Annotated in this window: 18 protein-coding genes and 1 pseudogene; 13 read left to right on the top strand and 6 right to left on the bottom strand. The window is 71.2% G+C overall.

All coding sequences use genetic code 11. The features are described 5' to 3' along the window. Positions 1–67: 67 nt before the first annotated feature. On the bottom strand, positions 68–754 hold the full coding sequence (locus CUT39_RS09755; RefSeq protein WP_100445981.1) for an LppM family (lipo)protein: 687 nt from the start codon (positions 752–754) through the stop codon (positions 68–70). A 96-nt stretch (positions 755–850) separates the two neighbouring features. On the opposite strand from CUT39_RS09755, the gene CUT39_RS20745 reads away from it, so the two are divergent. Next, complete coding sequence (locus CUT39_RS20745) at positions 851–1,345, top strand: DUF2752 domain-containing protein (protein WP_198587017.1); 495 nt, start codon at positions 851–853, stop codon at positions 1,343–1,345. On the opposite strand, the gene CUT39_RS09745 is transcribed toward CUT39_RS20745, so the two are convergent. Together CUT39_RS09745 and CUT39_RS09740 are read right to left on the bottom strand one after the other, a co-directional pair. Next, entirely contained in the window at positions 1,336–2,154 is an 819-nt protein-coding gene (locus tag CUT39_RS09745; protein WP_100445979.1) for a DUF4097 family beta strand repeat-containing protein, read from the bottom strand. The genes CUT39_RS20745 and CUT39_RS09745 overlap by 10 nt on opposite strands. Positions 2,155–2,159: 5 nt before the next feature. Beyond that, positions 2,160–2,651, bottom strand: a complete 492-nt coding sequence (locus CUT39_RS09740; RefSeq protein WP_100445977.1) for a hypothetical protein — start codon at positions 2,649–2,651, stop codon at positions 2,160–2,162. A 224-nt stretch (positions 2,652–2,875) separates the two neighbouring features. Between CUT39_RS09740 and thyX the strand changes: the two genes are divergently transcribed. The 4 genes from thyX to CUT39_RS20230 all read left to right on the top strand — a co-directional run bounded on the left by thyX (position 2,876) and on the right by CUT39_RS20230 (position 6,641). After that, positions 2,876–3,628, top strand: coding sequence for an FAD-dependent thymidylate synthase (gene thyX, locus CUT39_RS09735; RefSeq protein ID WP_100445975.1), 753 nt, complete (start codon positions 2,876–2,878; stop codon positions 3,626–3,628). A 190-nt stretch (positions 3,629–3,818) separates the two neighbouring features. Beyond that, a complete protein-coding gene (dapA, locus tag CUT39_RS09730) occupies positions 3,819–4,673 on the top strand; it encodes a 4-hydroxy-tetrahydrodipicolinate synthase (RefSeq protein ID WP_232805684.1) in 855 nt (284 codons plus the stop codon). Next, positions 4,670–6,361: a ribonuclease J gene (locus CUT39_RS09725; protein ID WP_100445971.1), complete on the top strand. Its 1,692-nt coding sequence runs from the start codon at positions 4,670–4,672 to the stop codon at positions 6,359–6,361. The genes dapA and CUT39_RS09725 overlap by 4 nt, the downstream gene beginning before the upstream one ends. 76 nt (positions 6,362–6,437) lie before the next feature. Continuing rightward, positions 6,438–6,641 carry a hypothetical protein gene (locus tag CUT39_RS20230; protein ID WP_157930579.1) on the top strand — a complete coding sequence of 68 codons (204 nt, stop codon included), beginning with the start codon at positions 6,438–6,440 and terminating at the stop codon, positions 6,639–6,641. On the opposite strand, the gene CUT39_RS09720 is transcribed toward CUT39_RS20230, so the two are convergent. Continuing rightward, positions 6,589–7,311 carry an SDR family oxidoreductase gene (locus CUT39_RS09720; RefSeq protein WP_100445969.1) on the bottom strand — a complete coding sequence of 241 codons (723 nt, stop codon included), beginning with the start codon at positions 7,309–7,311 and terminating at the stop codon, positions 6,589–6,591. The two genes, CUT39_RS20230 and CUT39_RS09720, sit on opposite strands and share 53 nt — an antisense overlap. A gap of 52 nt (positions 7,312–7,363) precedes the next feature. Between CUT39_RS09720 and CUT39_RS09715 the strand changes: the two are divergent. Then, positions 7,364–9,907 (top strand): annotated as a pseudogene (locus CUT39_RS09715) (DNA translocase FtsK); the annotation flags it as partial. Between the two features lie 13 nt (positions 9,908–9,920). Here CUT39_RS09715 and CUT39_RS09710 read toward each other — a convergent pair. Beyond that, positions 9,921–11,012 (bottom strand): hypothetical protein, encoded by a 1,092-nt coding sequence (locus tag CUT39_RS09710; RefSeq protein ID WP_100445965.1) that lies wholly within the window; start codon positions 11,010–11,012, stop codon positions 9,921–9,923. 146 nt (positions 11,013–11,158) lie between these two features. Between CUT39_RS09710 and rimO the strand changes: the two genes are divergently transcribed. From rimO to cimA, 7 genes are all read left to right on the top strand, one after another. Then, the gene (gene rimO, locus CUT39_RS09705; RefSeq protein WP_100445963.1) at positions 11,159–12,610 is read left to right on the top strand and encodes a 30S ribosomal protein S12 methylthiotransferase RimO; all 1,452 of its coding nucleotides are present in this window, start codon (positions 11,159–11,161) and stop codon (positions 12,608–12,610) included. Then, positions 12,607–13,188: a CDP-diacylglycerol--glycerol-3-phosphate 3-phosphatidyltransferase gene (gene pgsA / locus CUT39_RS09700; RefSeq protein WP_100445961.1), complete on the top strand. Its 582-nt coding sequence runs from the start codon at positions 12,607–12,609 to the stop codon at positions 13,186–13,188. The genes rimO and pgsA overlap by 4 nt, the downstream gene beginning before the upstream one ends. Before the next feature lie 88 nt (positions 13,189–13,276). Next, entirely contained in the window at positions 13,277–13,717 is a 441-nt protein-coding gene (locus CUT39_RS21475; protein ID WP_100445959.1) for a helix-turn-helix domain-containing protein, read from the top strand. Positions 13,718–13,833: 116 nt separating this feature from the next. After that, positions 13,834–14,712 (top strand): PspA/IM30 family protein, encoded by an 879-nt coding sequence (locus tag CUT39_RS09690; protein WP_100445957.1) that lies wholly within the window; start codon positions 13,834–13,836, stop codon positions 14,710–14,712. Positions 14,713–14,726: 14 nt separating this feature from the next. Further along, a complete protein-coding gene (gene pspM / locus CUT39_RS09685) occupies positions 14,727–15,512 on the top strand; it encodes a phage shock envelope stress response protein PspM (protein ID WP_100445955.1) in 786 nt (261 codons plus the stop codon). Between the two features lie 33 nt (positions 15,513–15,545). Then, on the top strand, positions 15,546–16,331 hold the full coding sequence (locus CUT39_RS20740) for an SKG-like transmembrane protein (protein WP_198587015.1): 786 nt from the start codon (positions 15,546–15,548) through the stop codon (positions 16,329–16,331). Between the two features lie 220 nt (positions 16,332–16,551). Continuing rightward, the gene (gene cimA / locus CUT39_RS09675) at positions 16,552–18,156 is read left to right on the top strand and encodes a citramalate synthase (RefSeq protein WP_232805683.1); all 1,605 of its coding nucleotides are present in this window, start codon (positions 16,552–16,554) and stop codon (positions 18,154–18,156) included. 49 nt (positions 18,157–18,205) lie between these two features. Here cimA and CUT39_RS09670 read toward each other — a convergent pair whose 3' ends face one another. Then, entirely contained in the window at positions 18,206–19,348 is a 1,143-nt protein-coding gene (locus tag CUT39_RS09670) for a PQQ-binding-like beta-propeller repeat protein (protein ID WP_100445953.1), read from the bottom strand. Between the last annotated feature and the right edge of the window lie 101 nt (positions 19,349–19,449).

The raw sequence follows: 19,449 nt of genomic DNA, 5'->3' as shown, positions 1-19,449 counted from the left end.
TTCCGTGAACGCGGACCGGCACCCAGCCTACGGTCCCCGAGCGAGGCGGCCACGGTTTGTGCCTGAGCTAACGTCGCATCCCCGTGGAGTGCTTGCGGATCCGGAACCACTGCCACAGCCACAGCAGCGCCAGCACCGCCGCCAGGGAGGCGAGACCGGCCCACAGGTACGCCCATCCGTCGGCCTTGACCGCCTCGGCGTGCAGCTCGTAGTCCTGGCCCGGGGTCATTCGCCAGGTGACGGTGCGGCCCTCGAGCTCGCCGTTGTGGTCGCCGACCCGGCCCGGGAAGGTCGCCGACACCAGGAACCGGGCGTCCTCGAACTCCCCGGGATCGAGGAAGCCCGAGGGGCGGAGGTCCCAGCGGGCCTCCAGCAGGTACCGGCGGTCCTCGCGGGTGATGCGCAGGAAGCCCCACTCCTCGCCGGTGGACTCGGCGAACTCGCTCAGCGGCCGGCCGGTGAAGGATGCGGTCCGACCGACGAAGCCCTCGGACCGGTACGGTTCGCGATCGGCCCCGGGAGCGCCCTCCAGCACGGCGTCCATGAACGCCTCCAAATCGGACTCGCTGACCGAGGCCTCGCCGGAGCGGACCTCGTCGAGGAACTCCTCGCTCCAGGCGATGGTGAACGTGCCGCCCACCGTCTCGTCGGGCCTGACCTCCAGGTCCAGTTCGAGCCGCATGCACCCGCCGGAGGCGGCCAGTACGGCGATCGCGGCGACGGCGGAGGCGAGGCGTCTGGCGAGACCGAGCATGCCCCGAGCCTAAGCGCCCGCACGTACCGGACCGGTGAATTCCGGGAGAATCGGCACGCCTGGCCCGAGGGCGCCGGGCCGGGCTAGGCTGAGGGGGTGTGCGCCGTCGATGAGACCACCCTGGAGAACGCCGCGCCCCGACGCGGTGAAGGCGCCGCCGCGCGGCTGACCTCGTGGACGCTGTCCAAGCCCTGGCTCGCCCCGGTCGCAGTGCTGGGCGGCTTCGCGCTGGCTGCGGCTGCGATCGTCGCGGCCGACCCCACCGACGACACCGGCCCCACCACGTGCCTGTTCAAGATGACCACCGGGTTCGACTGCCCCGGATGCGGCGGCACCCGCGCCTTCTACTACCTGGTCACCGCCGACCTGCCCGAGGCGGCCCGGCACCACGCGATGGCCGTGTTCGCCGCCCCGTTCCTGGTCTGGATGTTCGTGACCTGGGCCCTGCCGCGCTTCGCCCCGAAGGTGAGGTGGCGACTGCCGCGGTTCCACCTCACCCCGGGGGTGCTGACGTCGTTCCTGATCGCCTGGGGCGTCTTCTTCGTCGCCCGCAACCTGCCGTGGGAGCCGTTCACCTACTTCTATGTGTAGGCGTTCGCCTTGTGCAGGTAGATGTCGCCCGAGACCGACCTGGCCCGCACCTCGAGGCTGGTGCCTTCGTCGCTGGGCGCCGGCGAGGTGTCGCCGGGCGCCAGTTCCGAGGTGACCGTCCCGGCCTTGGCGTCCAGGTCCATCCAGACGTCGGTCCCGCCGACCACGCCGAGGCTGATCCGCCCGGAGACGGTGTTGGCCCGGCACGTGCCCGACTTGAGCGCGCCGATGTCGATCCCGCCCGAGAGGGTGTTGACGCTGACCGATCCGGCCACCTTCTCGACCACGATCCCCCCGGCGACGGTCTTGGCCGACAGGTCGCCCCCGACGCGGTCGGCCTTGACCTGACCCGAAGCGGTGTTGGCGCGGATGTCCTCGGTCGCCTCGATGACGCTGACCGAACCCGACACGGTGTTGGCCCGCACGGAGGTGGCGTGCTCGACCGTGGCCGACCCGGCCACGGTGTTGACCGAGACCGGCCCGAGCTTGCCGTGCAGGCTGATCGGAGCCGAAGTGGACCTGACCGCGATCTCGGAGCCGATTGGCACCTTGACGCCGATGTGGACGCCGATCTGCCGCTTGAACAGCCAGTTCTGGGCCTTCTCGGGCGCGACCACGCGCAGGTGGCCGTCCTCGAAGTCGACGCGCGCCAGGTCGGCGGCGTCGTTGTCGCTGTCGGGGCGCTGGGCCGGCTTGATCTCGACCAGCACCACGTCCGATTCGTGGCCGGTGACGTTGACCGAGCCCTCGGCCAGCGTGATCGACGCGGTGATCGGGCCCTCGTGGGTGAATTCGGTGTATTCGTTCATAATCCCTACGCCCTTGCGTAACCGGTGATGCGTTGGCTGTACTTCGCGCCGCTCTGCTGGCCGGAGGCCCGCGAGGCGTGCACGGCGTTGTTGATCGCGCGGACCAGCCACGCGTTCACCGAGGCGCCGTCGCCGGAAGCGGCCTTCTCGACGTCCTCCTTGAGCGACTCGGGCAGCCGGAGCGTGATGCGGGCGACGTCGTCGTCGACAGGCGGCGCCGGCGGCGGGGCGGCCTCCGCGGCCTCGACGTCGGTGACCCGGAGGTCGACCTCCTTGCCGCGCACGCGCAGATCGACCGAGGCCGACGACCCGGCCTGGTCGAGCCCGGCGGTGATCTCGGCGGCGGCCTCGGAGAGCGCCTCCATCAGCGCGAGCCGCGCCCCCGCGTCCAGCGACTCTGTCAACAGTTCGGCGGTCCGTGCGGCGTCTTCACCGGCCGGCGCGGCGGCGGCGGTGAGGCTCCGGCGGAGCGATTCGATATGCGGCGTCAAGTCCATGACACCATGTTGACATCACTTCTGACGTCTGTCAACTCCGCACACCGTCCACCGTGCCGCCACCGCAGGCCCGAAGGCGAAAAACCCTGGTCGAACCCCTGCGTCTTCGGGTACAGATGACACCGTGGCCCCGACGGGCGCGGTGAGGCCCACACTCGCCGCCCGAGTAGGCTCATAGAGCGGATACAACCAGTAAGCACACCGATCACGAGGGGGACCGGGGCATGCCCGAAATCGTACCGATGGACGTCCGACTCATCGCCTGGACGCACTTCGAGCCCCCGGCCGACATCCCCTGGGACACCGACGCCGACGGCGGCTCGGCGCTCGCCGAATTCGCCGGCCGCGCCTGCTACCAGTCCTGGAAGAAGCCCAACCCCAAGACCGCCACCAACACCGGCTACCTCGACCACATCCTCAAGGTAGGGCACCTCTCGGTCCTCGAACACGGCAGCGTCACCTTCTACATCACCGGCATCTCCCGGTCGCTGACCCACGAGCTGATCCGCCACCGGCACTTCTCCTACTCCCAACTGAGCCAGCGCTACGTCCCCGAGCGCAAAGGCCGGATGGTCGAGCCCGAGGCGATCGCCTCCGACCCCGAGCTCCACGAGCGGTTCCTCGCCGCCGCCGACGCCTCCCAGCAGGCCTACGACGACCTCCTCGAGGGCCTGGAGAAGAAGTTCGCCGACGTGGCCAACCCGACCCTCCGCCGGAAGCAGGCGCGCCAGGCGGCGCGATCGGTGCTGCCCAACGCCACCGAGACCCGCATCGTCGTCACCGGCAACTACCGCGCCTGGCGCCACTTCATCGCCATGCGCGCCTCCGAGCACGCCGACGTCGAGATCCGCGCGCTGGCCGTCGAATGCCTGCGCCGGCTCCAGGAGAAGGCCGCGAACGTCTTCGAGGACTTCGAGATCGCCTCGCTCGACGACGGCACCGAAGTCGCGCACAGCCCCTACGTCACCGAAGGCTAGGTGCGCCGGTCGGCGGCACCGCGGACGCCGATGCGGGAGCGAAGACGACCGAAGCCGCCCGAGGCGGCGGCGCAACTTGAGACAGTGAACGAACGAGCGACCGGGCCTCGAGGCCCCGGACCGCCTCAAGCAGTATTGGTGAAAGCAAATGCGTAATGTGACTCGGCCCTTCGGGCGCACACTGACGGCCATGATCACGCCCTTCACGCCGTCCGGCGAACTCGACGTCCCCGGCGTCGCCGAACTGGCCCGCCACCTGGTCGACGAGCAGGGACTCGACGGACTGGTCCTCAACGGCACCACCGGCGAGTCGCCCACCACCACCGACGTAGAGAAGGCCCAGCTCATCGAGACCGTCGTCGAGACCGTCGGCGACCGCGCCCACATCGTCGCCGGCGCCTCGACCAACGACACCCGCCACTCGGTGAGCCTCGCACAGGACGCCGAGAAGGCCGGGGCCCAGGGCCTGCTGCTGGTCACCCCCTACTACTCGCGGCCGCCCCAGGAGGGCATCGAGGCGCACTTCACCACCATCGCCGACGCCACCGAGCTGCCCTGCATGCTCTACGACATCCCGCCGCGCTCGAGCGTGCCGATCACCGACGCCTCCTACCTGCGGCTCACCGAGCACCCGCGGATCATCGCCGTCAAGGACGCCACCGCCGACCTCTCGGGCAGCCAGCGGGTCCGCGTCGCCACCGGCCTCACCTTCTACTGCGGCGTCGACGCGCTCAACCTCGCCGCCTACGCGACCGGCCAGGTCGGCGTCGTCTCGGTCATCGCCCACCTCGTCGGCCGGCAGATCAACGCCATGTTCGACGCCTACGACGAGGGCGACGTCGACCGGGCCTCCTCGATCAACGACGCCCTCCTGCCGGCCCTGAGCGCCCTCCAGGGTCCGGCCCAGGGGGTGGTCGCGGTCAAGTCGGCCCTGGCCCAGCGCGGCCTGCCCGCCGGCGAGCCGCGGCTGCCGCTGACCCCGGCGGATTCGATGGTCGCCGACTTCATAGCCGAGAACCTGGCGAAGGTGGAGGAGGTCCGATGAGCCGCAGCAGATCCGGCGACCTCCGCGATCCCGGCGAGCTGCCCGCCGGCGGCCTCCGCATCACGCCCCTCGGCGGCCTCGGCGCCATCGGCCGGAACATGACCCTGTTCGAGTACGACGGGCGGCTGCTCATCGTCGACTGCGGTGTCCTGTTCCCCGACGTCGAGCAGCCGGGCGTCGACCTCATCCTGCCGGACTTCACGCCCATCCTCGACCGCCTCGACGACATCGAGGCGATCGTCATCACCCACGGGCACGAGGACCACATCGGCGGCATCCCGTTCCTGCTCGAGCACAAGAACGACATCCCGCTGGTCGGCTCCAGGTTCGCCGTGGCCCTGGTCGAGGCCAAGCTCCGCGAGCGCCGCATCAAGCCGGTCAGCAGCCTCGTCGCCGAAGGCGACACCATCGACCTGGGCCCGTTCGGGCTGGAGTTCCTCGCGGTCAACCACTCCATCCCCGATGCGATGGCCGTGGCCGTCCGCACCGGCGCCGGCCTGGTGCTGCACACCGGCGACTTCAAGATGGACCAGCTCCCGCTCGACGGGCGGATCACCGACCTGGCCGGCTTCGCCAGGCTCGGCGACCAGGGCGTCGACCTGCTGCTGTCGGATTCGACCAACGCCGAGATCCCCGGCTTCGTCACCGCCGAGCGCGAGATCGGGCCGGTCCTGGACAAGCTGTTCGAGGACGTCACCGGCCGGGTCATCGTGGCCTCGTTCGCCAGCCACGTCCACCGGGTCCAGCAGGTGCTCGACGCGGCCTGGTCCCACGGCCGCAAGGTCGCGTTCGTGGGCCGCAGCATGGTCCGCAACATGGCCATCGCCCGGGACCTGAGCCTGCTGAAGATCCCCGAGGGGCTCCTGGTGAGCATGGACGAGGCGGTGCGGCTGCCCAAGGACGAGATCGTCTACATGTCGACCGGCTCCCAGGGCGAGCCGATGAGCGCCCTCGGCCGCATGGCCTCGGGCGACCACCGGCACATCACCGTCGACTCCGACGACACGGTCATCCTCGCCTCCTCGCTCGTGCCCGGCAACGAGACGGCCGTCTACGGGGTCATCAACCGCCTGGCCCAGACCGGCGCCTCGGTGATCCACAAGGACGTGGCCAAGGTCCACGTCTCCGGGCACGCGCCCGCCGGGGAGCTGCTGTACGTGCTCAACAGCGTCAAGCCCTCGAACATGATCCCGGTCCACGGCGAGTACCGGCACCTGCAGGCCCACGCCCGGCTCGCGGTCGAATCCGGCGTCCCGTCCGACCAGGTGATCGTGGTCGAGAACGGCGACGTGGTCGACCTCGTCGACGGGCGCGCCCGGCTGGTCGGCCACCTCCCGAACAACCTGGTCTACGTCGACGGCCTGTCGGTCGGCGACGTGGGCGAGCCGGTCCTCAACGAGCGGCGCGTCCTGGGCGACGGCGGTTTCGTCGCCGCCACGGTGGTGATCGACTCCGAGAACGGCAAGGTGGTCGGCGGCCCGACCGTGTCGGCCCGCGGGTTCTCGGAGGACCCGAAGGCGTTCGAGGGCGTCCTGCCGCTCATCGACGACGCCATGGAGGCGGCCGCCTCCGACGGCGTGGCCGACCCGCACCAGCTCCAGCAGATCCTGCGCCGGACGGTCGGCAAGTGGGTCAACGACACCTACCGCCGCCGCCCGATGATCGTCCCCCACGTCCTGGAAGTGTGAGAGCTCACTGCTTCGCGGGTCGTTTCGCGGGCGTGGCGTAGCCACGCCCGCGGCGGCCATCCTGCACGGTACGACCGTGATGACGACGATCGAGGTTCCCAAGTCGCTGCACGACCGGCTCCAGCGGCTGGCCGAGCAGGACGGGCTCACGCTCGCCCAGGAGATCGAGCACCTGATGGACCGCGCCGCCGCACGGCCTCGAGTGGAAGGCCGTCGCGGCAGGCCGCTCAAGGCGGAGGAGACCGACGATCAGCACGCGGACGGATCGGCAGAGGGTTAGGCGGCTCCACGCGGATGTCGTTGACGACCAGGTCCTCCGGGGCGTCCAGCAGGCCGATCAGGGCGTCGGTCACCGACTCGAGGCTGATGGCCCGGTCCGGATCGTAGTCCGAACCGAACTGCTCGCGCACGCGCCGCTGCATGTCGCTGTCGAAATGCGACGGATAGAAGCTCGTCACGCGCACGCCCGCGGCCCGCTCCTCGGCCCGGAGGGCGTCGGCCAGCGCCCGCAGGCCGTGCTTGGCCGCCGCGTACGAGCTCCAGCCCGGCCCCGCCGACAGGCCCGCCCCGGAGTTGACGAACACCACGCGGCCGCGGGCCGCGCGCAGGGCCGGCAGCAGCAGCCGGGTCAGTTCCGCCGGTGCGGCGAGGTTCACCGCCAGGCTCTGCCGCCATCGGTCGGGCCGCTGCTCGCCGACCGGACCGGTGTGCGCGACCCCGGCATTGTGGACCAGCGCGTCCAGGTGCTCGATCCGCGCCCCGGCCACCCGCTCGGCCAGCGTTTCGGGCGCTTCGAGGTCGGCGATGAGGCGCCGCTCGCACGGCACCCCCTCCAGCGCGGACCGGCTCCGCGCGTGGGCGATCACGGCCTCACCGCGCTCGCTCAGGCGCTCGGCGAGTGATCGCCCGAGCCCGCGCCCGGCGCCGGTCACCAAGATCGTTCTCGGCATGGGCCTCACTCTAGAGCGTGTATACGGGAGCGGCGGCGGTAACGTATGGGCCATGATGGCGAAGACTTCCGGGAGGGCGCGCAAGACCGCGCGCAAGCGGACCTCGTCCGCGAAGCGGAAGCCCACCCAGAAGAAGGTGGCCAAGCGGACCGCGAAGCGCGCGCCGGCCAAGCGGGCGCCCGCCAAGCGCAGGAAGACCCCGGCGCAGAAGGCGGCGGCCAAGAAGCGCCGCGCCGATGCGATCCCCGGTCCGATCGAGGCGAGCGGGATGGCGCTGCGCGGCCTGTGGGTCGGCAGTGCCCGCGCCACCGGCTGGGTGGCCCGCTCGGTCGGCAAGGAGGCGGCCACGGCCCGCCGGATCGACCCGGCCCACCGCCGCGACGGCCTGGGGCTGCTGATCATCGCCGTGGCGATCGTGCTGGCGATGGCGGTGTGGTTCGACGTGGCCGGGCCGGTGGGGGAGCACCTGGCGTTCGGTCTGGACTGGGCGCTGGGCCTGGCCACGCGCGCGCTGCCGGTGCTGCTGGTCCTGTGGGGGCTGCGGGTGATGCGCATGGAACCGCCCGAGGAGGCCCACGGCCGGGCGCTGGTCGGCTGGGGTGCGATCTGGCTGTCGAGCCTGGGCCTGCTGCATCTGATCTCGGGGCTGCCGTCGGACATGGGCGACCGCATGGCCGCCGGGGGCCAGATCGGCTGGATCGTCGGCGGCGGGGTGTCGCTGGGCGTCTCGCCCTATGTGGCCTTCCCGCTGCTGGTGCTGCTGCTGGTGTTCGGCGTCCTGGTCGCGACGGCCACCCCGCTCAACCAGGTACCGGCCAAGCTGGTGCGGTTGTGGGAGCTGGCGACCGGCAAGGTGGAGTCGTTCGAGGACTCCGGCGGCGGGTCCAAGCGGAAGGCGCACCGCAAGAGCGAGGCCGCCAAGCGCCTCCAGGAGGAGGAGGCCCGGAACGTCCACCGCGCCACCACGGTCCTGCCGCGCCTGTCGCCCGAGGAGGTGCCGGAGCTGAACGATCCGGCGCCGGGCGGCCGCGATACCACCGTCATCGCCGAACCCGAACGCGAGCCGCCCGAGCACACCCCGCCGCCGAAGAAGGTGGAGCAGCCGACGCTCTCGGAGGGCTCGGCGGCCATGGACGACGACTACCGGCTGCCGGGGATGGAGCTGCTGCCGCCCGGCCCGGCCGCCAAGAAGCGGTCGAAGTCGAACGAGGCCGTGATCGCCGCCCTCCAGGAGGTCTTCGGGCAGTTCAACGTGGACGCGGCCGTCACCGGTTTCACCCGCGGGCCGACCGTGACCCGCTACGAGATCGAGCTGGGACCGGCCGTCAAGGTCGAGCGGATCATCCAGTTGTCGAAGAACATCGCGTACGCGGTCAAGAGCCCGGACATCCGCATCATCAACCCGATCCCGGGCAAGAGCGCGGTGGGCGTGGAGATCCCCAACACCGACCGGGAGAACGTCGCGCTCGGCGACGTGCTGCGGTCGGCGCAGGCGAAGGCCGACGACCATCCGATGCTGGTGGGTCTGGGCAAGGACGTCGAGGGCGGCTACATCCTGACGAACTTGACGAATACTCCTCACCTTCTTGTGGCCGGCGCCACCGGCTCGGGGAAATCCAGCCTCATAAACACCTTGCTGGGGTCGACGCTCGTGCGCGCGACCCCCGAGCAGGTGCGGCTGCTGCTGATCGACCCCAAGAGGGTGGAGCTGGCCAACTACGAGGGCATCCCGCACCTGGTCCACCCCATCGTGACGAACCCGAAGAAGGCCTCGGACGCGCTGCAGTGGGTGGTCAAGGAGATGGACATGCGGTACGAGGACCTGGCCTACGCCGGGGTCCGGCATGTGGAGGACTTCAACCGCAAGGTCCGCTCCGGCGAGCTCCAGGCCGAGCCCGGTTCGGACCGCGAGCTGCGGCCCCACCCGTATCTGCTGGTGATCGTCGACGAGCTGGCCGATCTGATGATGGTGGCGGCCCGCGACGTGGAAGAGTCGGTGGTCCGGATCACGCAGCTTGCGCGCGCGGCCGGGATCCACCTGGTGCTCGCCACGCAGCGGCCGTCGGTGGACGTGGTCACGGGCCTGATCAAGGCGAACGTGCCCTCGCGGCTGGCGTTCTCCACCTCCAGCCTCGCCGACTCCCGGGTCATCCTCGACCAGGGCGGCGCCGAGAAGCTGGTCGGGCGCGGCGACGGCCTGTTCCTGCCGATGGGCGCGGCCAAGCCCGAGCGCATCCAGGGCGCCTGGGTCTCCGACACCGAGATCGAGGCCATCGTCGAGCACGTGAGATCGCAGATGGAGCCGCAGTACATCGAGGAGGTCACGGCCCCTCCCGGCGGCAAGAAGGACATCGACCCCGAGATCGGCGACGACATGGACGTGCTGTGCCAGGCGGTCGAGCAGGTGGTCACCACCCAGTTCGGCTCGACCTCGATGCTGCAGCGCAAGCTGCGGGTCGGTTTCGCCAAGGCCGGGCGCCTGATGGACCTGATGGAGACCCGCGGCGTGGTCGGCCCCTCCGAGGGCACCAAGGCCCGCGACGTCCTGGTCAAGCCCGACGAGCTGGGGGACGTGATCGCCTCGATCCGCGGCGGATTACGGGGCGCCCTCAGCCGAAGTCGACCGAGACCTCGTGCTCCTCGTCGCCGTCGACGGGCATGTCCACGCCTTCCTCTTCCCACTGGATGTGCCCGGTCGGGTGGAAGGTGAGGTCGAATTCCAGCGCCTCGGCCGGGACGTCGTAGGTGAGGGTGTAGTAGCGGCCCACCTGGTCGCCGTCCCAGTCCTCGTCGTAGCTGTCGACCTCGGCCGCCTCCAGGGCCCCGTCCGGGCCGGAGACCTCCAGGACCTCCTCGGGGTCGATGTCCCAGACCAGCCCCAGTTCCTGGGTCTCGCGGAACCACACGAAGTCGATGCTGAGCCTGGCCCGGTCGGCGTCGGCGACCCAGCCCTCGTCCTCGGTGAAGACCGACCGGTCGACCACGAAGGTGACCACGTAGGTCCACTCGTCGAGGCTGTACTGGTAGCTGCCGGACTCCAGGTAGGCGCTCACCGTGTTCTCCACCGAGTCGGTGGTGATCGTCCGGCGCGACCCCTGGTAGTAGGCCTCGATCAGGCCGTCCCGGGTGCGTTCGCGCAGGTCCATCGACTGGGTCCGGTCGGTGTCGTTGACCTCCAGGGTGATGGGCGCGCCCTCCTGGGCGACCGCGAAGTACGCCGAGCCGGGGGCCGGGACCTCGCCGTCGAAGTCCCAGGTCTGCTCGCCGATGGCGAGGGTGCCTTCGAGCTCGGTGTCGTCCTTGACCGGGTGCTGGGCCTCGACGCCCGGCTCCGGGGCGAACTGGACGACCGTGAACTCGTGGCCGGCCGGCGGCGGGAACAGCTCGGTGCCCTCTCCGAGCAGGTACTCGAGCTGGTAGTCCTCGGGGATCTCGTCGAAGGAGGCGGCGCACTCGACGCGCAGCGCGAAGTGGGGGCCGATGAGGGTCCCCTCCTCGTCGGTCAGGTGCGATTCGCCTTCGGGGCAGATCGAGACCGGGACCTCGGCGCCGTCGGCGGTGTAGCCGGCGCGGGTGTTCAGGGCTCCGGTGGGCGCTTCGCCGCAGGCGGCGACGGTCAGGGCGGCGGCCGCGCCGAGGGCGAGCAGCGCGGACCGGCGGAAGGGTCTGACGCGGGCAGAGGCGTTGCCTATGGGGGACATGAGGCAAGCTTATGGCATAAGCGCCAAAGGCGAGCAGCCATCATACAGGTGGGTGATCGCCGGGGCGGTCCACGCCGCCCGGGCGTGGAAAAACGTGGTCGTCGCCGCCGCCCGGCCGTCGGCCGATCACAGCTAGGTACGCTTTTGTGGTGTCATCAGCTCAATCGGCCGCGAAAAAGGTAGCGGTCCTCACGCTCGGTTGCGCGCGCAACGAGACCGACTCCGAGGAACTGGCCGGCCGCCTGGCGGCCGGCGGGTGGAGTGTGACCGACGACGGCGAGCACGCCGACGTGGTCATGGTCAACACCTGCGGGTTCATCGAACAGGCCAAGGCCGAATCGATCGACGTGCTGCTCGACGCCGCCGAGACCGGCGCCAAGGTCGTCGCCACCGGCTGCATGGCCGAGCGCTACGGGACCGAGCTGGCCGACAGCCTCCCCGAAGCCGACGCGGTTCTCGGCTTCGACCACTACCCGGACATGGCCGCGCGCCTCGACGACGTGCTCTCCGGGCGCGAGCTCGACTCGCACCGGCCCACCGACCGGCGCCGGCTCCTGCCCCTGACCCCCGCCGACCGGCAGAGCGCCGCCGCCGTCGTCCCCGGGCACTCCCGGGCCGACCAGGCCGCGGCCGCCGCCGACACCGCCGGGGCCCCCGCGCACCTGGCCGTGACCCGCAAGCGGCTGTCGACCGGTCCGGTCGCCAACCTCAAGATCGCCTCCGGCTGCGACCGGCGCTGCTCGTTCTGCGCGATCCCGTCCTTCCGCGGATCGTTCGTCTCCCGCACCCCCGAGGAGGTCCTCGCCGAGGCCGCCTGGCTCGCCGCCGACGGCGTCAAGGAGCTCAACCTGGTCTCGGAGAACACCACCTCCTACGGCAAGGACCTCTCGGACCCGGACGCGCTCGAGCGCCTGCTCGAGGGGCTGGCCGCCGTCGACGGCATCGAGTGGATCCGCCTGTCCTACCTCCAGCCGGCCGAGCTGCGCCCCGGCCTGATCGAGGCCGTGTGCCGCATCGGCAAGGTCGCGCCCTACTTCGACCTGTCGTTCCAGCACTCCTCGGCCGCCGTGCTGCGGCGGATGCGGCGGTTCGGGTCCACCGACAACTTCCTGGCCCTGCTCGACCAGATCCGCGAGCGCGACCCGCGGGCCGGAGCCCGCACCAACGTCATCGTCGGCTTCCCCGGCGAGACCGAGGACGACCTCGAGGAGCTCACCGGGTTCCTCTCGGAGGCCCGACTCGACTCGGTGGGGGTGTTCGCCTACTCCGACGAGGACGGCACCGAGGCCGCCGGCCTCGACGGGCACGTCGACCCCGACGTGGTCGACCGGCGCCTCACCCGCGTCTCCATGCTGGTCGACGAACTGGTCAGCCAGCGTGCCGCCGAGCGGGTCGGCGAGCGCGCGACCGTGCTGGTGGAGTCGGCCGGAGCCGACGGCGTCGAGGGCCGCGCCGCCTTCCAGGCCCCCGAGGTCGACGGCTCGGTGGAGCTGGTCGGCGCGGTCGACCGCCTTCGAGTGGGCGATTTCACCGCCGCCGAGATCGTCGACTCCCACGGGGTGGATCTGGTCGCCGAGGTCGTGGAGGAGCCCCGGTGAGGTCCGAGCCGCGCCCGGTGTCGCCGTGGAACATCGCCAACGTCGTGACGGTGGCCCGGATCTTCCTGGTGCCGGTCTTCGCGGTCGTGGTGATCGTCTCGGGCATGGAGCACTCGGGGTGGCGGATGCTGGCGTGCGCGATGTTCGTGTTCATCTCGGCGACCGACTTCGTCGACGGGTGGCTGGCCCGCTCGCGCGGCCTGGTCACCGAGTTCGGCAAGCTCGCCGACCCGATCGCCGACAAGACCCTCATCGGCACCTCGCTGGTGCTGCTGAGCTTCCACGGGGTGCTGCCGTGGTGGGTCACCGCGCTGATTCTGCTGCGGGAGTTGGGCATCACCGCGCTGCGGATGGCGGTGCTCCGGCACTCGGTCATCGCGGCCGGGAGCGGCGGGAAGCTGAAGACGGTCCTCCAGATCACGGCGGTGGCCTGGTACCTGTGGCCGTGGCCGGAGCCGCTGGACCTGGTCGGGCCGTGGCTGATGGGCGCTGCGGTGATCCTCACCGTGGCCACGGGAATGGATTACCTCTGGAAGGCCTTTAAATTGAGAGGGAGCGAGGCGGGCCGGACGCGCTAGGCTTGCAGTGGCCACTTAGCCTTGACCAATGGATGGCTCGCAGGCTCCGCCAAGGCTGCAGAGTGATCGCGGCGCAGAGGAGAGTTCGATGATGTTGATGCGGGAACTTCTGGGAGAGACCCTGCGTCGCCGCCGCCGCGCCCAGAGGCGGACCCTCCGCGACGTCTCCAAGCAGGCCAACGTCAGCCTGGGGTACCTGTCGGAGATCGAGCGCGGTCACAAGGAGCCCTCCAGTGAGCTGCTGGCCTCGGTGTGCGGGGCGCTGCAGGTGCGCTTGAGCGAGGTCCTGGCGGAGGTGGCCCGGGAGGTCGCGTCCCATGAGAAGCCCGGCGACGCCCTGACGCCGCAGGGCCGGTCGGTGGCGGTGCTGCCGCTGCCGCGCGAGGTCGAGCACGAGGCGCAGCCCGCGATCGAGGAGCAGACGCGCCGCCGCCGGGTCGCCGCGGCGTCGCCCGCTTCCATCGCCCAAGTCCGGTCTCGCCATCGCCGTGGCGAGGTGACCGATTCGGTACTGCGGGCGGCTGCCTGAACGCGACCGATGATGTAGTTTTGGCGAATGAGCCGGTCACCCTGGCGCGCATTCGTGGCGAGGATGTCCGACACTGTAGGGAAGTCGGCGTTTACATCACCGGAAGGACCCCGATAATGGCCAATCCGTTCGTCAAGGGCTGGAAGTACATGATGGCGCTGTTCGGCGCGAAGATCGACGAGCACGCCGACCCCAAGATCCAGATCCAGCAGGCGATCGAGGAAGCGCAGAAGCAGCACCAGGTACTGGTGGGGCAGGCCGCCTCGGTGATCGGGAATCAGCGCCAGTTGGAAATGAAGCTCAACCGCCAGATGGCCGAAGTGGAGCGGCTGCAGGCGCAGGCGCGTCAGGCGCTCGTGCTGTCGGACAAGGCGCGCGCCGAAGGCGACGAGGCGAAGGCCCGCGAGTTCGAGCAGACCGCCGAGGTGCTGGCGAGTCAGCTTGTCTCCACCGAACAGTCCCTTGAAGACATGAAGACGATGCACGACCAGTCGCTGGCCGCGGCCGACCAGGCGAAGAAGGCCGTCGAGGACAACCAGACGATGCTGCAGCAGAAGCTGCAGGAGCGCACCAAGCTGCTCGGCCAACTGGAGCAGGCCAAGATGCAGGAGACCATCGCCTCCTCGCTCGAGTCGATGTCGCAGACGGCCTCTCCCGGGAACGTGCCGGACTTCGGGGAGGTCCGCGACAAGATCGAGGGGCGCTACTCCAACGCCATGGGCCGCGCCGAACTGGCCAGCAACACCGTCGAGGGCCGCCTGCTGGAGGTCGACCGCGCCAGCCGCGACATGGCCGGCTCGTCCCGTCTGGACCAGATCCGCGCCTCCCTCGAGGGCGACCAGCTCTCCGGCTCCGCCGCCGGCTCCGAGCCCAAGACCGAGAGCCCGGCGGTCGAGTCCAAGGAGTCGGTCACCAACGCCCGCCTGGCCGACATCCGCGACAGCCTCGGCAATGACGGCGACTCCGAGGCCGAGGCCGACTCGACCAAGAGCTGAGGGGGGACGCCCCGGTGGACGCCAGGGACCGCAAGCGCGCCCGCAGGCGCCTGCGCGGCAGGCTGTCCTCGGCCCGGTTCTGGACGGCCGCCGCCGGAGGCTCGGTGGCGGGCTCGGCGTTCTTCGTCCCCTTCGACGGCATCACCGGCTCCGACGGCGTCTGGGTGGTCGCGGCCGGACTCTCGGGCGCCCTGGCGGTGGTCCGCTGGCTCGACTACCGGCGCCTGGCCCGCGCCATGCCCGCCGAGCGCGACTCCCTCGAACTGCACGGCGGACGGGCCGAGCTCGGCTCGGAGGTGCGCGGGTTCTTCGGCGAGGCCGCCGAGATGCTGCGCCGCGAGCGCATGCGCTCGAAGTTCCGCCGCAGCGCCGCGTGGGGGCCGTACCAGCGCCTGGAGCGGGCCGGGGTGACCGCCGAGCAGCTCGCCCAGCGCCTGGAGGGCGACCCCGAGGCCGGGGCCGCGCTGGCGGGTGCCGCCGGGGCGGGCCAGGAGCTGTACCGGCTGGCGCTGACCGTCCGCGACGTGGAGCAGTCGATCCGGCTGGCGCGCGGCCCCAAGCTGGAGACGCTGAAGGAGGACCGCGACCGCCTGGTGGAGCGGCTGGAGTCGGGGGTCGGCGCCTATGAGGACATGGTGGCGGCCGCCGGGGAGTGCCTGGCCGGTTCGGTGGGGCTGCGGGAGGCGCTGGCGGCGAACTCGGCCGACGACACCCTGGAGACGCTCACCGACGCGGCCGAGCGGCTGCGCGCCGCAGGGGACGCGGCGAGCGAGATCCGCGGCAGGATCCGGCTCGAATAACGTGAAATATCCTAATTTGATCTAATTCCCACCATGAGAAGCCAGTTGGCCAAAGCCGCGTTCATCGCGGCCGCCGCAGCCTTGCCCATCGCCGTCCCCGCTCAAGCCGAGGAGGCGTCCGCACCGCAGGTGCACCTCCATCTGAAGGACCATTCCGACCTGGCCTTGGCCTGGGACGGCGAGTCCGCCGTGCTCGCCGAGGAGGGCGACGAGTGGTCGCTGGTCCCGGTCGAGGCCCTCCTGGACCTCGGCGTCCACATGATCGTCCACGAACCGACCGGGGAGTGCCTGTCCGCGGCGCCGGTGGAGGCGGGCGCGGCCGCCGCGCCGGTGGGACTCGCCGAGTGCGCCGAGGCCACGCAGTGGACCGCGGAGTACGAGGACGTCCCCTCGGCGCAGGATTGGCGGTTCTCGACTTCCGAGGGCCACTACCTCGGCGTCGAGGGCGCCGCCGAGGCCGCCGGCGGCGCCGAGGTGGTCGTCGTCGACGGCCCCGACGGCCACGCGCACGAGTGGGTCTACACCGAGGTCGACTCCAAGAAGCAGAAGCCGCCGAAGACCACGCCGCCGACCACGGCGCCCCCGACCACCGCGCCGCCGACCACGGCGCCCCCGACCACGGCGCCCCCGACCACCGCGCCGCCGACGACCCAGCCGCCGACCTCCACGTCGCCGCAGGAGTCGACGCCGCCGGCCCAGCCCAAGCTGCCGACGACCGGCACCGGGATCGCGGCCGGGGTCGGCATCGCGGTCCTGGCCATCGGCGCCGGAGTCGGGATACTGGCGTGGCGGCGCCGCCTGCTCGGTGCCGAATGGTGACACGCCGCCTCCCAGATGGCGGGAAATGCTGGTCCGCTCCTCGGGCGGATGGCATACTTCCCTTCGTGACCTTCCAGCTCATCATTAGCTGCGGGCGCCCGGCGGAGCACCGGCTGTAGATGCCACCGCCGAGCGCCAGACCTCCTGCGACCGCAGGGGGTCTTTTTCGTGGGGCCCTAGTCAACGTTCAGCCGATACGGAAACCAACCTGGAGCACACCGTGACGCAACCACACACCGTCGGACAGTTCCACGTCTTCGACACCACGCTCCGCGACGGCGCGCAGATGGAGGGCCTCCGCTATTCGGTGGCCGACAAACTCACCGTCGCCGGGCTGCTCGACCAGCTCGGCGTCGACTACATCGAAGGCGGCTGGCCGGGGGCGCTCCCCTCCGACACCGAGTTCTTCGCCCGCGCCGCCGAGGAGCTCACCCTCAAGCACGCCAAACTCGTCGCCTTCGGCATGACCCGCCGGGCCGGGACGCGGGCCGAGGACGACCCCGGATTCCGGGCGCTCCTCGACTCCCGCGCCCCCGCCCTGTGCCTGGTCGCCAAGTCGGACGTGCGGCACGTCCGGCAGGCCCTGCGGACCAGCCCCGAGGAGAACCTCGCGATGATCACCGACTCGGTCAGGTCCGGGCGCGAGCACGGCCGCGAGACCTTCATCGACTGCGAGCACTTCTTCGACGGCTTCCGCCACGACCCGGAGTACGCGACCCTGGTCGTCCGCACCGCCCTCGAAGCCGGCGCCGACGCCGTGGTCCTGTGCGACACCAACGGCGGCTCGATCCCCTCCGACGTCACCGGCGCGGTCACCGACCTCCGGGACAGACTCGCCGCCGACCTGCCGCCAGAGCGGATCCGCCTGGGCATGCACGCCCAGAACGACACCGGCTGCGCCGTGGCCAACACCCTCGCCGCCGTCGAGGCCGGAGTCATGCACGTCCAGGGCACCGCCAACGGCTACGGCGAGCGCCCCGGCAACGCCAACCTGTTCAGCGTCATCGGCAACCTCGAGACCAAGCTCGGCCTGAAGGTCCTGCCCGACGGCTGCCTGGAGAAGCTCACCCACATCTCCCACGCCGTCGCCGAGATCGCCAACATGGCCCCCGACGAGCACGCCCCGTACACCGGGCACGCCGCCTTCGCGCACAAAGCCGGCATCCACGCCTCCGCGATCAAGGCCGACCCGGCGCTGTACAACCACATCGAGCCCGAGGTCGTCGGCAACGACATGCGCATCCTGGTCACCGAGATGGCCGGCCGGGCCTCGGTGGAGCTCAAGAGCCGCGAGATCGGCGTCGACCTCTCCGGCGACCAGGCCGCGCTGGAGCGGATCACCAAACGCGTCAAGGAACTGGAGGCAAAGGGCTGGTCGTTCGAAGCCGCCGACGCCTCGTTCGAGCTGCTGGTGCGCGACGAGGTCGAGGGCGGACTGCCGCGGCCGTTCACCCTCGACACCTACCGCGTCATCGTCGACCACGACCCCGACGGGGCCACCGTCGCCGAGGCCACCGTCCGCCTCGACGTCGAGGGCGAGCGCGTCATCTCCACCGCCGAAGGCAACGGCCCGGTCAACGCCCTGGACGCCGCGCTCCGTAAAGCCCTGGCCGAGCGCCACCCGCGGCTGGCCCAGTTGGACCTGTCGGACTTCAAGGTCCGCATCCTGGCCGGGTCCTCCGGCACCGACGCGGTGACGCGCGTCCTGGTCACCATGGGCGACGGCGAGACCGACTGGACGACCGTCGGCGTCGCGCCCAACCTCATCGAAGCCTCCTGGAACGCCCTCACCGAGGGCATGGCCTACGGCCTGAACCGGCAGTAGCCGCGCGGTGGAGCGGCCCCGGGGCGATCCTCCGGGGCCGCCGGGCCGGTCAGTCGAAGATCGCCAGCCGCTGCTGCCACATCGACCCGCCCCCGAAGGTGGTGAACGTGCCGCCGGCGGCGATGTTGGAACCGCGCGGGTGCGTTTCGAGATCCCACACGCCGATCACCCCGTTCGCGCCCGGGTTCCACGGCAGCATCCGCCCGCCCGAGTCGACCGCGAACAGCTTGCCGCGGTCGGCCTTGGTCCCGTCGACGCACTCCCCGGTCGGGCCCGACCGGTTGGTGACGCACGCCCTGTCGAAGTGGCCGCCGGCCACGATCGCGCCGTCCCAGACGGTCACCGCCTGCACCCCGCCGTCGACGCCCTGGTGCCACAGCGCCTCGCCGCCGCGGTCGAAGGCGCGGAGCTCGCCGCCGCGGCCGTCCAGGGCCGCGTAGACCCGGTCGCCGTCGACGGCGATCTGGCGGATCAGCACGTACACCCTCGCGTCGAAGGAGGGGTCGAGCGCCCCGGCGGCCGGATCGAGCGCGGCCAGCTTGCCGTGCCGCTCCTCGCCTTCGACGTGGCCGAACGAGCCGGAGATGTACAGCCGCCCGTCCGCGTGCTCGATGTCGCGCACCGAACCGTCGCCGACCGCCGCCTTGAAGGAGCCGAGCACCGACCCGTCGCCGGCCGACACGGCCGCCAGGTGGCGCCGGTCGGCGCCGGCGACCCGCGCGAAGCGCCCGCCCAGGTAGACGGTGTCGCCGGCCGGTTCGACGGCGAACACCGTCGCCGACGGCAGCGGGCGCCATTCGGGGTCCAGTCGCCCCGTGTCGAGCCCGAAGCGCGCCACCCGCGGCATCGAAACGCCCTCGACCCGCCGGAAGTCGCCGGAGACGTACAGGTATCCGCCGGCGGTGACCACGTCGTAGACCGGCCCGTCGAGCTCCGGGGCGAACGGCAGCAGCGAGCCGTCGGCGGTGTCGACCGCCGCCAGGTAGCGGCGGGAGGCGAGGTCGCCGTCGACGTCGCGGGCGCCGGTGAACCTCCCGCCGACGTACAGCACGTCGCCGTCGTAGGCGACCTTGCGGACGTCGGCGCCGAACGAGGCGCTGGCCCGCGGCAGGTCGGAGTCGATGGCACCGGCGGGGACCTGGACGAAGACGAGCACGGAGATCAGTGCGAGCAGTGTGACCGAACGGCGCATTGCGGCAGTCTCGCACGGGAACGGCGGCGAGTCCGGGAGGCGGCGCGGCGCGTCCCCGGCCGGGCCGCGGGACCGGGGGCCGGGCGGTGGCGTATTAGAGT

Source organism: Glycomyces xiaoerkulensis (assembly GCF_002798405.1).
Taxonomy (GTDB): domain Bacteria; phylum Actinomycetota; class Actinomycetes; order Mycobacteriales; family Micromonosporaceae; genus Glycomyces; species Glycomyces xiaoerkulensis.
This window is presented reverse-complemented; position numbering and strand designations above follow the sequence as displayed.